General features: G+C 51.9%; 10 protein-coding genes. 8 read left to right on the top strand and 2 right to left on the bottom strand.

What is annotated here, in order from left to right; translation table 11 throughout:
* Positions 1–53: 53 nt before the first annotated feature.
* Positions 54–2,423 carry a phosphoketolase family protein gene (locus tag GALF_RS08790; protein WP_013293706.1) on the bottom strand — a complete coding sequence of 790 codons (2,370 nt, stop codon included), beginning with the start codon at positions 2,421–2,423 and terminating at the stop codon, positions 54–56.
* A 272-nt stretch (positions 2,424–2,695) separates the two neighbouring features.
* Here GALF_RS08790 and GALF_RS08785 point away from each other — a divergent pair, with 272 nt between their 5' ends.
* Together GALF_RS08785 and GALF_RS08780 are read left to right on the top strand one after the other, a co-directional pair.
* The gene (locus GALF_RS08785) at positions 2,696–5,152 is read left to right on the top strand and encodes a glycogen/starch/alpha-glucan phosphorylase (RefSeq protein ID WP_041938040.1); all 2,457 of its coding nucleotides are present in this window, start codon (positions 2,696–2,698) and stop codon (positions 5,150–5,152) included.
* Between the two features lie 125 nt (positions 5,153–5,277).
* Entirely contained in the window at positions 5,278–6,150 is an 873-nt protein-coding gene (locus GALF_RS08780) for an HDOD domain-containing protein (RefSeq protein WP_013293704.1), read from the top strand.
* Between the two features lie 32 nt (positions 6,151–6,182).
* Here the strand turns inward: GALF_RS08780 and prfB are convergent.
* A protein-coding gene (prfB, locus tag GALF_RS08775) for a peptide chain release factor 2 (RefSeq protein WP_013293703.1) occupies positions 6,183–7,287 on the bottom strand; the annotation gives its coding sequence in 2 pieces (ribosomal slippage) (positions 6,183–7,205 and positions 7,207–7,287; 1,104 coding nt in all).
* A 177-nt stretch (positions 7,288–7,464) separates the two neighbouring features.
* On the opposite strand from prfB, the gene GALF_RS08770 reads away from it, so the two are divergent.
* From GALF_RS08770 to GALF_RS08745, 6 genes are all read left to right on the top strand, one after another.
* Positions 7,465–9,165, top strand: coding sequence for a SulP family inorganic anion transporter (locus GALF_RS08770; RefSeq protein ID WP_013293702.1), 1,701 nt, complete (start codon positions 7,465–7,467; stop codon positions 9,163–9,165).
* Between the two features lie 126 nt (positions 9,166–9,291).
* Positions 9,292–9,699, top strand: coding sequence for a c-type cytochrome (locus GALF_RS15025; protein WP_150102597.1), 408 nt, complete (start codon positions 9,292–9,294; stop codon positions 9,697–9,699).
* Positions 9,700–9,867: 168 nt separating this feature from the next.
* The gene (locus GALF_RS16085; RefSeq protein ID WP_013293700.1) at positions 9,868–10,524 is read left to right on the top strand and encodes a MotA/TolQ/ExbB proton channel family protein; all 657 of its coding nucleotides are present in this window, start codon (positions 9,868–9,870) and stop codon (positions 10,522–10,524) included.
* Between the two features lie 4 nt (positions 10,525–10,528).
* Complete coding sequence (locus GALF_RS08755; RefSeq protein ID WP_013293699.1) at positions 10,529–10,930, top strand: ExbD/TolR family protein; 402 nt, start codon at positions 10,529–10,531, stop codon at positions 10,928–10,930.
* 114 nt (positions 10,931–11,044) lie between these two features.
* Complete coding sequence (locus GALF_RS08750; protein WP_013293698.1) at positions 11,045–11,491, top strand: four-helix bundle copper-binding protein; 447 nt, start codon at positions 11,045–11,047, stop codon at positions 11,489–11,491.
* 188 nt (positions 11,492–11,679) lie between these two features.
* Positions 11,680–13,878: a TonB-dependent receptor gene (locus GALF_RS08745; protein ID WP_013293697.1), complete on the top strand. Its 2,199-nt coding sequence runs from the start codon at positions 11,680–11,682 to the stop codon at positions 13,876–13,878.
* Positions 13,879–13,961 lie beyond the last annotated feature (83 nt).

The raw sequence follows: 13,961 nt of genomic DNA, 5'->3' as shown, positions 1-13,961 counted from the left end.
AGTCGCTAGTTTGTAGTTGGGTGCTGACTAGCCGCTAACGACTCGCGACTGTTTCAAAGCGTCCAGGTCCAGTTGTCGACTTCAGGCAGATCGATGCCGTGCGCGTAAGCATAGTTGCGGCATTCGATCTGCTTGTTGAGCATCTTCTCCTTGATGTGTGCGCCGGAAACTTGCAGGGCAGGGAGACGGTCGATGATGTCGATCACCAGACTGAAACGGTCGATCTGATTCTGAATCGCCAGTTCCAGCGGCGTATTGATGCTGCCTTTTTCCTTGTAACCGCGCACGTGGAAGTTCTGGTGGTTGTGGCGGCGATAGGCCAGACGGTGTATCAGCCATGGGTAGCCGTGGAAGTTGAACATCACAGGACGGTCTTTTGTGAACAGGCTGTCGAAATCGCGATCGCTCAGGCCGTGAGGGTGCTCGGTGGAAGGCGTCAGTTTGTACAGATCGACCACATTGATAAAACGAATCTTCAGATCCGGGAAATGCTCGCGTAGCAGCATCACGGCGGCCAGCGCTTCCTTGGTTGGAATATCACCGGCTGAGGCCATCACGACATCCGGTTCGCTTCCCTGATCGTTACAGGCCCAATCCCAAATGCCGATGCCCTTGGTGCAATGCAGGATCGCCGCTTCCATGTTGAGAAACTGCAAATGCTTTTGTTTGTCGCAGACAATGACGTTGATGTAATCGGTGCTTTTGAGGCAATGGTCGGCAACCGACAACAGGCAATTGACATCGGGCGGCAGATAAATTCGGGTGACTTCAGGGCTCTTGTTGACCACCAGATCCAAAAATCCAGGATCCTGATGGGTAAAGCCGTTGTGATCCTGACGCCATACGGTGGAAGTGATCAGCAGATTCAATGACGATACCGGCGCGCGCCAGGGCACGTCCTTTGACATCGCCAGCCATTTGGCATGCTGGTTGAACATCGAGTCGATGACGTGGACGAAGGCCTCATAGGTCGAGAAGAAACCGTGGCGTCCCGAGAGCAGGTAGCCTTCGAGCCAGCCCTCCAGCGTATGTTCGGAGAGCATTTCCATCACGCGGCCATCCGGCGAGAGTTCACCGCCACCCGCATCTTCCGGCAGGTAGTCCGCAAGCCAGGTTTTTTTGCTCACTTCATAGATGTTATCGAGTTTGTTCGAGCTGTTTTCATCCGGGCCGAATACGCGGAAATTCTGCATATTGGCCTGCATGATGTCGCGCAGGAATTTTCCCAGCGGACGGGTATTTTCCGCGACCGTGGTGCCCGGATTTTTGACCTCAACGGCGTAGTCGCGGCAGTTGGGCATGTGCAGTGCACGGCGCAGCAGGCCGCCATTCGCGTGCAAATTGGCACTCATGCGGCGGATGCCTTTGGGGGCCAGCGCTTTGAGTTCCGGCAACAGTTTGCCGTTTTCATCGAACAGTTCATCGATCTTATAACTGCTCAGCCATTCTTCCAGCTTGGCGAAATGCTCCGGCGTTTTGACGTCGCCAATCGGCACCTGATGCGAGCGCCAGAACCCCTCCATTTTTTTGCCATCCACTTCGGCAGGTCCCGTCCAGCCTTTCGGGGAGCGCAGTACGATCATCGGCCAGCGCGGACGTGCCGGGATGCCGCTCTCGCGTGCTTCGGTCTGAATGCGGCGGATTTCCAGTACGCATTCTTCCATCACCTGTGCCATGCGCTGATGCATGGTTTCGGGGTCTGAGCCTTCGACGAAGTAGGGGGTCCAGCCGTAACCCTTGAACAGGTTTTCCAGCTCTTCGTGCGAGATGCGAGACAGGATGGTCGGGTTGTTGATCTTGTAGCCGTTCAGATGCAGGATAGGCAGCACGGCGCCGTCCCGGATCGGATTGAGAAATTTGTTCGAGTGCCATGAGGTCGCCAAGGGGGCTGTTTCGGATTCGCCGTCGCCGACCATCACGGTGACGATCAGATCAGGATTGTCAAAAGCGGCGCCAAAGGCGTGTGAGACGCTGTAGCCTAATTCGCCACCTTCGTGGATGGAGCCCGGTGTCTCAGGGGTGCAGTGACTTCCGATGCCGCCGGGAAAAGAAAATTCCTTGAAAAACTGGCGCATGCCGTCGATGTTTTCACCCTTGTTCGGATACACCTCACTGTAGCGGCCTTCCAGATACACAGGACCCAGCACGCCGGGCGCGCCATGCCCCGGGCCTGCCATAAAGATCGCATTCAGATCGTATTTGACGATCAGACGGTTCATGTGGATATAGCCGAAAGACAGACCGGGGCTTGATCCCCAGTGTCCCAGCAGGCGGTTCTTGATGTGTTCGAGCTTGAGTGGCTCTTTGAGCAGCGGATTGTCGCGCAGATAAATCATGCCGGCAGCCAGATAGTTGCAGGCGCGCCAGTAGGCATTGATATGGTTTATTTCGCTAGCTGACAAGGGAGGAATTTTTGAGTTCATGATTTTCACTCTTTAAGATGTTATGCATCAGGTTGATTTTGGTAATTCAGACCTTTGTAACAGTTTCGTGTTACAGATTCGTTAGGCCATAGGCTATCTTTGCGTACCAGCACCCTAATATAGTGACGCTCATTATCACCTGATGCGAACGGATTGTCATATTTGTCAGGCATTTTTTGCAGTATCTCATCCTGACAAGAGGCAAGATTGACAGGGTCTGACAAGGCGCGGAGAATCAGGCAGAATTGAAGAATTCCACCACGGGGGATGTAATGAATAGCAGTTCGATACCGAGAAATTCGGATATGAGTGTTGAGGGCGTCAGTGCATCGCTGACAAAACATCTGATTTATTCCAGCAGTAAGAATTTGCCCAATGCCACCACACGCGACTGGTTTCAGGCTGCAGCCCACGTGGTGCGAGACCGTCTGGTCGAGCGCTGGATGGCGACGATGCAGCGCTACTATGAACACGACTCCAAAAGAATTTATTATCTTTCATTGGAGTTTCTTGTCGGGCGTACGTTGAGCAATGCCATGCTCAATCTGGGGCTCGATGCGCAATTAAAGACTGCGCTGTATGAGCTCGGGCAGCAGTATGAGAAGGTTGCTGAAATTGAGTCTGATGCAGCGCTTGGAAATGGCGGGTTGGGGCGTCTAGCCGCTTGTTTTTTGGATTCAATGGCGACCTTGGATTTGCCCTGTTATGGCTATGGTATACGCTATGAATACGGTATGTTCCGCCAGAGTATCGAAAACGGCGAGCAGGTTGAGCATCCTGATAACTGGCTGCGCTACGGAAATCCCTGGGAGTTCCCGCGTCCTGAGTTATTGTATCCGGTCAAGTTTTACGGGCGCGTTGTTGAATATAGGCACGAGGACGGCTCGCTGCATCACCATTGGGTTGAAACGGACGATGTGATGGCGATGGCGTATGACACGCCCGTGCCGGGTTTTGGCGGAAAAACGGTCAATAACATGCGGCTGTGGTCTGCGAAGTCCTCTCGTGATTTTGATTTGCGCTATTTCAATCAGGGTAATTACATACAGGCCGTTGCCGACAAGAATGATTCGGAAAATTTATCTAAGGTGCTGTATCCGGATGATTCAACGGAAGTCGGACGGGAGTTAAGGCTCAAACAGCAATACTTTTTTGTCAGTGCTTCGTTGCAGGATATGTTGTTCCGTTATAAAAAGCATGCTGACGGCTGGGCGATGCTGCCGGAAAAAATTGCAGTACAGCTGAACGACACTCATCCGTCGATCGCCGTTGCAGAGCTGATGCGGCTATTAGTCGACGTGCATAAGTTAAGTTGGGATGAGGCGTGGGGACTGACCACGCAAATTTTTTCCTATACGAATCACACGCTGATGCCAGAAGCCTTGGAGACTTGGCCGGTGGCCTTTTTTGAACGCTTGCTGCCGCGCCATTTACAGATCATTTTTGAAATCAATTACCGCTTTATGCAACAGGTGATGCATCAGTTCCCTGGAGACGGTGAGTTACTCAGGCGTTTGTCTCTTATCGATGAAACCAACGGGCGGCGTGTGCGAATGTCTCATCTGGCCATCGTTGGCAGCCATACGGTTAACGGCGTCGCAGCGTTGCATACGGAGTTGATGAAGCGTACGATTTTTGCCGATTTTGAACGTATCACACCGGGAAAAATTGTCAATATGACCAATGGCGTGACGCCGCGACGCTGGTTGAATCAGGCGAATCCCGGACTTGCCGCGTTGATTGGTACACGGATCGGCAATGGCTGGATCACCGATCTTGATCAGCTCAAAGAATTGCGCAAACTGGCTGATGAGGATGACTTTCAGACGCAATTTCGTGCCGTCAAACATGAAAACAAGGTGCGGCTTGCTCAGTTGATACGCTCGCAGTTGTGCATCGAAGTCAATCCAGCCTCGCTCTTTGATATTCAGATCAAACGGATTCATGAATACAAGCGCCAGTTGCTCAACGTGCTGCATGTCATCACGCTTTATAACCGCATTCGCGCAGGTGCTGACGGTATGCCGCGCACGGTGATCATTGCGGGTAAGGCAGCGCCAGGTTACGCGATGGCTAAATGCATCATCCGTCTGATCAATGATGTCGCAGATATTGTAAATAACGACCAACGGGTCGGTAATCAATTGAAGCTGGTCTTCATTCCGAATTACGATGTTTCCAATGCCGAGCGTATCGTTCCGGCCGCTGATCTGTCGGAGCAAATATCCACTGCAGGGACCGAGGCTTCGGGTACGGGAAACATGAAGCTTGCGCTCAATGGTGCATTGACCATCGGTACGCTCGATGGCGCCAATGTAGAGATGCGCGAAGAAGTGGGTAGCGACAATTTCTTCCTGTTTGGACTCACAACGGAAGGAGTGGAGGAGTTAAGTCGTCAGGGATATGATCCGATGCGCTATTATCATGCCAGTGCCGAGTTAAAACAGGCGCTGGATATGATATCCGGTGGTTATTTCTGTTCGGATGAGCCTGCGCGTTACCAGCCTATCGTTGATGCCTTGCTTCATCAGGGGGACAAGTACTTTTTGCTGGCCGATTATGAGGCGTATGTTGCGTGTCAGGATACGGTGAGCGCTTTGTATCAGGATCAAAAGGAGTGGACGCGCCGCGCCATTCTGAATGTTGCCGGGATGGGTAAGTTTTCCAGTGATCGTACGATTAAAGAATATGCTGAGCGGATCTGGCATGTCGAACCTGTAACAGACTGACAAGGTATGTGCGTTAGCTTTATTTGAGCGGCGCACGGGGCTAGCCCTATTGGCTAGTATCCATCAACATAAAAAAGTATTATCGTTCGCAGATAATCTTGTGGTCAGTATTTTTAGGGGTCGTTATGGGTGTTTGCAAGGAAGTTAATAATCTGGAATTGTCACACGACGATATCAGTCTCGTTTTTAAAAACATCGATATTCCGACTTGTCCTGCAATCGTAAGTTTGGCCATGTCTGAGGCTCAGCGCGATGAGCCTGATATCAGAAAACTGGTCGCAGCCATTGAGCAGGACGTCGGGATGGCTGCGTTGACGATCAAGCTGGCAAACTCACCGATGTTTCGCACCAGTCAACCCGTGAGTGGGGTATCTGTTGCACTGGCCAGATTGGGAATACGTAACGTTGTGTGCGTTGTTGTGGCGGCTGCTCTGCGTAATTGCATGAGTGGTGTGGATGCGAAATGGCTGGAGAGCTTTTGGAATCACGCCTCGCTAGTGGCCACCGCTGCCGGCTTGATCGCCAGAAAACAATACGGCATTCCTCCTGATGCAGCTTATACGTTCGCCTTGTTTCATGATTCGGCTATCCCCTTGCTGCGCAAGCGTTTTGACAACTATTGTGATGTCATCAAGCTGGCGATGGACAGGCGTCAGTCGTTGATCGATGCTGAGAATGAGTATTTTCCTTGTACGCATCCTATTGTCGGCACTTTGCTGGCGCGAAACTGGGGGTTGCCAAAAAATATCGGGCAGTCGATTTTGTTTCACCATGAAAGCGATGTGTATCAGCTGCCTGAAACCACCCTTGCGGGATCATCTGTTGCGCTGATCGCGGTAACCCATGTGGCAGAACGTTTGATCGCGGGGCTCGATGAAAACGCCAATTTCGAAGTGAGTGATGCGCATTTTCAGGAAGCGCTGCATCATCTGTCTATCACGATTGATGAGTTAGAAGAGATTCGTGAGTTGCTGGAGCACGAGAGTTCCCGTGTCTAATTTATACGCTGCCCCTGTTGGGGCAGCGGTGGTTAAACGCCTTGCTTTAAGCTGGCTGAAATGAAGTCATCCAGATCGCCATCGAGCACGCCCTGCGTATTGCCGACTTCATGGTTGGTTCTTAAGTCTTTGATGCGCGACTGATCTAGCACGTAAGAGCGGATCTGATGCCCCCAGCCTATATCCGTCTTGCCGTCTTCCATCTCCTGCTTTTCTTCGTTGCGCTTGCGTAACTCTTCTTCATACATGCGCGATTTTAGCATCGCCATTGCCTCTGCACGGTTACGGTGTTGCGAACGATCGCTCTGGCATTGCACCACGATGTTGGTCGGAATGTGCGTGATGCGCACGGCCGAATCGGTCTTGTTGATGTGCTGACCGCCCGCGCCTGACGCGCGATAGGTATCCACGCGCAGATCAGCCGGGTTGATTTCGATTTCGATCGAGTCATCCACTTCCGGATAGACGAACACGCTGGAAAACGAGGTGTGGCGGCGGTTGCCTGAATCGAACGGCGATTTGCGTACCAGCCGGTGTACGCCGGTCTCAGTGCGCAGATGACCAAAGGCGTATTCACCGATGAGCTTAATCGATGCGCCCTTAATACCCGCGACATCGCCGTCGGAGATTTCCAGTACTTCGACCTGATAGCCCTTGCGTTCGGCATAGCGTACATACATGCGCATCAGCATGGAGGCCCAGTCCTGCGCCTCCGTACCGCCTGAACCTGCCTGAATATCGATGAAGCAGCTGTTCGGGTCCATCGGATGATTGAACATGCGACGAAATTCCATTTCGGCGACGCGGCGCTCTATGTCATCGATGTCGGCAGCGGTGCTCATTAATGACGCTTCGTCATTTTCTTCCTGGGACATTTCAAACAACTCGGCCGCATCCGTCAGATCCTGCTGGATTTTACCCAAGCCAAAAACAACACTTTCGAGCATTTTTCGCTCGCGTCCCAGTTCCTGTGCGCGTTTTGCATCCTGCCAAATTGCCGGATCTTCGGCCAGTTCGCAAACTTCGGTTAAACGTTCTTGTTTGGTATCGTAGTCAAAGATACCTCCGTAATTCATTGCTGCGTAAGCTCAAGTCTTGCAAGTGATTGTTTATTGAATTGATTTGTTCGACTTCCATGATTTTGTCCTGAGCTGGTGCTGGCTGAAAAGGGGGGTAATTATAACGCAAACCTATCGACGGCACGGATGTCTGCCATTGAGCAATTTTATGAGCAAATTTTTCAGGCTAGTTTAGTATGACGGGAGTATTAACAGTACGCATGAGATTTAACTGATTACCGGAACTAGCTGAACTATGAAAATCCCCCTGCACCGACAACCGATCAATTCGTTTTTACCGCTGCTAGATACCCTGCGAAATTACCATCCACGCTGGATAGGTCGCGATGTGTCTGCCGGCTTGTCGGCGTGCATCGTGATGATACCGGCAGTCGTCGCCTATGCCGAGCTGGTACATTTGCCGCCGATCACCGGGCTTTATGCCGCACTGGCAGCGTCTATCGGCTACGCCTTGTTTGCCAGTTCGCGTCATGTCATTGCGGGGCCGGATGCAGCGATCGGATTGCTGGCGGGCTCTGCGATTTTGCCGCTGGCATCAGGGGATGCTGGGCGGGTAGCGCAGTTGGCCGCAGAATTAGGGTTGTTGTCGGGTGTGGTATTGCTGCTTGCCGCGCGACTGCGCTTGGGCGTGGTTGCCGATTTGTTGTCCAGACCCGTATTGGTCGGTTATCTCAATGGCGCATCCCTGGTGCTTATTTCCACTCAGCTAGGGAAAATGTTCGCGATCAAGACTCAGGGTGAAGAGTTTTTTCCGCTGCTCTCAACTTTGATCCGCCAGTTGCCCGAGGCTCATCTGCCCACCGTGCTATTCGGGGTGTTGCTGGTGTTGATGCTGGTCGCCATGGGGCGCTGGCTGCCGCGCGTACCGGGAGCGCTGGCCGTATCGGCGATAGCAATTTTGGTGACGGTTGTTTTTGATCTGGGGCAGTATGGTATCGCGCTGGTCGGTCACGTGCCCTCCGGCATTCCCCGATTTGAGATATTCGTGCCGCTCTGGTCTGATATTGCCGCATTGGCACCTGCGGCGGTTGCGCTGGCATTTCTGACTTTTTCCGATGGGATTTTGCTGGCACAGACGTTTGCTGAAAAACATGGCTATCCGGTCAGTCCTAATCAGGAGTTAGTTGCATTAGGTTCGGCGAATATTCTGGCTGCCATGTGGCAGGGGTTTCCGGTGTCAGCCAGTCAGTCGCGTACTTCGATCGTCGATGCGGCAGGTGGTCATTCGCAGGTCGCACAATTGGTCTCGGCAGGGGGCTTGTTACTGTTTTTAATGTTTTTGACCGGGCTCATTGCCTTGCTGCCTAAAGTTGCGCTGGGTGCCATCTTGATCGTCACCGCTGTGGGGATGCTGGAGCTGGCATCGCTGCGCACGCTATACAAGATAGACCGGAACGAGTTTGCGATTGCCGTTAGCGTGACGCTGGCGATTCTGCTGGCCGGGGTGGTGACCGGTATTATCGTCGGCTTGCTATTGTCGCTTATCGCTTTGCTGGTCGAATTGTCGCGGCCGCGCGATGCGGTGTTAAAGCGTTTGATCAAGGACGGCAAGTTTCATGATTGTCTGGAGGATGACGAGGCGGAAACCGTGCCCGGCGTGATGGTCTACCGTCTGTATGCACCGCTGATTTTTGCTAACGCGCGCTACGTGATGGAACGCATTGTGCAATTTGTGAATAAGGCTGATGAAAATCTAGAATGGCTGATCATCGATGCACAGGCGATTACCGACATGGACGTGACGGCCGCACAGCGTTTTGCCGAGTTACACCGGGAAATGCAGGAGCGCGGGGTGCAAATCAAGATCGCCGATGCACCAAGGCCTTTTCGTGAAGAGTTGGCGAAAGTCGGTCTTTCAGAAGCACTAGGGAGTCAGCAATTTTTCGTATCTGTTAAGAAGGCGGTGGAAGCTTTTGAGCAACAGTCTAAGCCTTAACTGAACTTAAAAGTTGCGTAATGCGACCTGAAAATTGGCGGGCGGGTGCGTTAAGCGCGGCAGACAGGCGATTGTTTTGATAAAAACTATTAAAATGCACCATTTTATGGAAAAGTGCTGGAACATATGATGGCCTCTTTAAGATATTGCCTTGTTTATTGCGCCGCGCTGATGATGGTCGTGATGGCTTTGTCCGCATGTGACGACCGTCAGCATGCGCCAGTTGCAGCACCGGTGAAGAGTGAGTCATTCGATGAGTTGATCATTAAACATAACTGTCTGGCATGCCACCTCGCCGGGAATGGCATGGGGCTTCCCGCATGGCCCGCAGTGGCTGAAAAATACAGCAATGACAAAACGGCTAGTGAGCATCTGTTCAAAAAAATTAGGCAAGGCGGTTCAGGTGACTGGGGAAAAATGGATATGCCCCCTTATCCGGAAATCGATGCAGTTGAGCTAAAAATCATCGTTGACGGTATTTTGTCAGTTGATTACCCAAAAAAGATGACTAAGGCCGCGCTGCGCAGGGATTGAATGCGGTTCTGATTTGGGTGCGACAAAATGCCACATTCCCGAAAGTTGTTTTTTTCGCTACATTTCGACTCCCATGCCGGTGGCACAGCGGCTTATTCCCTCCCGGGTATGTGTGTGATCGGCAGGTTCAACTGAACCCGCTATTTTTACGTTAGAGGATGCAAGAGTATGAGTAATTTGTTTTCCGTGAACTCCCCCGTCGTGGTCGGTACGCTGCTTTTGCTTATCCTGTTGTCGGTGGCCACCTGGTCGATTGCGTTGTTCAAGCTTTGGAAGCAAACGAAGGATCGCAAGCATAATCGTACTTTTCACGGCGCATTTTGGGCAGCGAGCAACTGGAGCGCAGCCGAAGGTGTGGCCAGCGAAGGTGAGGGCGATGTCGCATTGCTGGCCAAAGCCGGCTTCTCAGAGCTTCGTGCTTTGGGTTCGGATCGGCAGGATCTGATGCATACCGGTGCGCCGCAGGAAATTTTGGAGCGTCAGTTGCGGCAACAGGTGGAAAATATAAAACGCTATCACGAACGGGGGCTGGCAGAACTTGCGACTATCGGTTCGACGGCGCCCTTTGTGGGGCTGTTCGGCACAGTCTGGGGCATCATGCATGCGCTGCAAAGCATAGGGCAAAGCGGGGCGGCATCACTCGATGTTGTGGCGGGTCCGATCGGTGAGGCGTTGATTGCGACAGCGATCGGTATTGCTACCGCTTTGCCTGCCGTCCTAGCTTATAATTATTTTCTGCGCAATTTAAAGGTGCGTATCACAGAGTTGGAAAATTTTGCGCACGACTTTATGCGTCTGGCACTCAAGCATAATTTTAAGGGGTAGTGGGATGGCCGGTAATAATTCAGATGGCGAAATGATGAGCGAAATCAACGTTACGCCGCTGGTCGATGTGATGTTGGTGTTGCTGGTGGTGTTTATTATCACCGCGCCTTTGCTATCCCCTCAGTCACTCAAGATTACGCTGCCGAAAACGGATGCGGTTCAACAGACGGAAAAATTACAAAAAGTCAGTCTTGAAGTCGATGCGCGCGGCAATGTGGCCATGGATCATGCGCATGTGAGCGATGCAGGCTTGTCCGAAGCGTTGCGTGTGAGGGCGATGGATCCGGCGTTTCAGTTGCAGATTGAGGCGGATAAGCTGGTGCCCTACGGACGCATTGCCGAATTGATGGCGCTGGCACAGCATGCGGGAGTGAGCAAATTGTCTTTTGTCACACTAGCGAAGTAACCAAATTCGACGGCATTATATTGACGATTGCAGCTCGAATCAGGCAGGATGTGAGCTTCGTCCGTGTTGGATCCTATGTAATGTTGTATGGCTTGTTAACGAATGGAGTGTGTTATGAACAGAAGAGAGCTGTTGTTAGGCGGTATGGCATTAGCGGGTGCGGCTTTGGTGGGTAATGCTGAGGCTGCTGAGCATGATCATATGGCTCATGAACATCATCACGGAGCCGCGGGTAACGCGGCATTGGCAAAATCGGCGGCCGACTGCGTGCAAACTGGCGAAGTGTGTCTCGCTCACTGCCTGATATTGTTGGGGGACGGCGAGAAAGAGATGGCGGCCTGCGCAAAAAGCGTCAGTCAGATGCTTGCGCTATGTGGGGCATTGCAACAACTGGCGAATCAGAATTCGAAATTGCTGCCGAAATTGGCGGCGCTTGCGCAGGATGCCTGCAACCAGTGCGAAGAAGCCTGCAAAAAGCATGCTGAAAAACACCAAGAATGCAAAGCGTGCGGCGAGAGTTGTGCGGCTTGCGCTAAAGAGTGCAAGAAACTATCCGCTTGATCTAGGGTATAAGTTTATTAACGGGCTGAATTTTCGGCCCGTTTTTTTATGCCCGCCGTCCGAGTAAAAGTGCTCGATTGTAAGGGGGTGCGACAAAATGCCGCAGGGTGGTGCGACAAAATGCCGCAGAGGAGACGAAAAGTAATTTAGTAAAATTGCGTATACATTAACTTTCACCAGGAAAAGATATGCAATTGAAACGAATCACCCTTTGTGTCGCACTGGCATTCGCCCCGTCTGCCTTTGCCGCAGAATCCGCGGAGCTGCCTGACGTCGTCGTCACTGCTGAAAAGTTGCTGACGCTACCGGCATCCTCAAGCACCGGGCTGGATAAAAAAGAATTGCTGCGCCTGCGCACCGGGACGAGCGATGCCGCAAGATTACTCGACGGCCAACCGGGTGTCAGCTTGTACGGTGCTGGCGGCGTATCCAGTCTGCCCGTTATTCACGGCATGGCCGATGATCGTGTGCGCGTTAAAGTCGACGGCATGGATTTGATTTCTGCCTGTGCCAATCATATGAATCCTCCTTTGTCATATATCGATCCTGCCAATGTCGGCAGCGTAAAGGTATTTGCAGGCATTACGCCGGTCAGTATCGGCGGGGATAGTATAGGCGGCACCATACAAGTGGACTCCTTGGCTCCCGAGTTTGCTCTTGCGGGGGAGGGCACTTTGCTCAAAGGGCAGGCAGGTGCTTTTTATCGTAGCAACAATGGGGCTCAAGGCGGCAATCTCTCGGCGACGATTGCCGGTGAAAATCTCTCCATGCGCTATACCGGATCGACTGTGACGGCGGGAAATTATACCGCTGCAAGCACATTTAAACCTGCTGGTTTGGCGGCAGTGGGCAGAGGCTGGCTGGCTGGTGATGTGGTCGGATCATCAGCTTACAAGTCGGAAAATCATGCGCTGGCATTTGGCTTGCGACGTGATAATCACCTGTTTGAACTGAAGCTAGGCATACAAAACATCCCCTATCAGGGATTTTCCAATCAGCGTATGGATATGACGGGAAATGACAGTCAACAGATCAATTTGAACTACACAGGTCAATATGATTGGGGGAAATTGCAGGCGCGTGCTTATAACGAACATACCCGCCATAAGATGCAATTTGGCGATGACAAATTGTATTGGTACGGTGTGCTTCAGAATGTGGCTGGTATGCCGATGGACACCGATGGTAAAAATACCGGGTTTTCGGTCAAAGGTGACGTGATCCTTTCCGAGCGCGATATTCTGCGCGTGGGCGCGGAATATCAGCAGTACAGGTTGAACGACTGGTGGAACCCGGTTGCAAACTCGGCAATGATGTCCCCCAATATTTTTAAGAATATCAACAACGGGCAACGAGATCGCGCCAGTATTTTTGGCGAATGGGAAGCACGTTGGAATCAACAATGGTTATCGCAGTTTGGGTTGCGCGCTGAATCAGTGAAAATGAATACAGGCACGGTGCAGGGCTATGGTGCTGCATATAACGCGGCAGCAGCGATTTTTAATGCGGCGAACCGTCAGAGCACCGACAACAACATTGATTTGATCGCGCTCGCACGGTATACCCCCGATGCAAGCAAAACGTTCGAGGCGGGCTACGCGATGAAGTCGCGTTCACCTAATTTGTATGAGAAGTTTGCCTGGTCAAACACCAATACCATGGTGATGAACATGAACAACTGGGTGGGTGATGGCAATGGCTATGTCGGTAATCTTAATTTGAAGCCCGAAGTGGCGCACACTTTGAGCGCATCGGGGGACTGGCATGACGGCGACGCGTGGGGTTTTAAAGTCTCGCCTTACTATACGCATGTACAAAATTACATTGATGCGGTCACCTGTACTGTTATAGGTGTTGTTTGTCCTGCACGAACTGCTGATGGTTTTCTTAATTTAACTTTGGCGAACCAGACCGCGCGTCTGTATGGTGCGGATGTGTCTGGAAAAGTGTCGCTTGCTAAGGGCGGATATTTTGGCGGGATCACTGCAAAGGGTGTGTTGAGCTATGTGAATGGTAAGAACCTGACTAGCGGTGGCAATCTTTACAATATTATGCCGTTGAATGCAAAGCTGGCGCTCGAACAACGCACAGGTGACTGGACCAATACGATGGAAGTCAAGTTGGTTAGTGCCAAGACGAACGTGGAGGCCGTGCGTAAAGAGTTGGCGACCGGCGGCTATGGTTTGCTGAATCTGTATAGCAGTTATGAATGGAAGCAAATGCGCTTCGATATCGGTGTTGAAAATCTGTTCAACAAGTTTTACGCCAATCCATTGGGCGGCGCGTATGTCGGGCAGGGAGCTACGATGGGGACGGGCGTTTTATATGGTACCGCTGTTCCCGGCATGGGGCGTTCGATCAACGCCGGTGTGACGGTGAAATTTTAAGGTTGCTCTTCCGTCAATAAAAAGCCGCCTTCGGGCGGTTTTTTATTGACCGCGGGTAATGTTGTCAATGTGCTCTGCCCAAT

The sequence above is a fragment of the Gallionella capsiferriformans ES-2 genome, assembly GCF_000145255.1.
Classification (GTDB): Bacteria; Pseudomonadota; Gammaproteobacteria; order Burkholderiales; family Gallionellaceae; genus Gallionella; species Gallionella capsiferriformans.
Note: the sequence above shows the minus strand (reverse complement) of the source record. Positions and strands in the feature narration are given on the sequence as shown.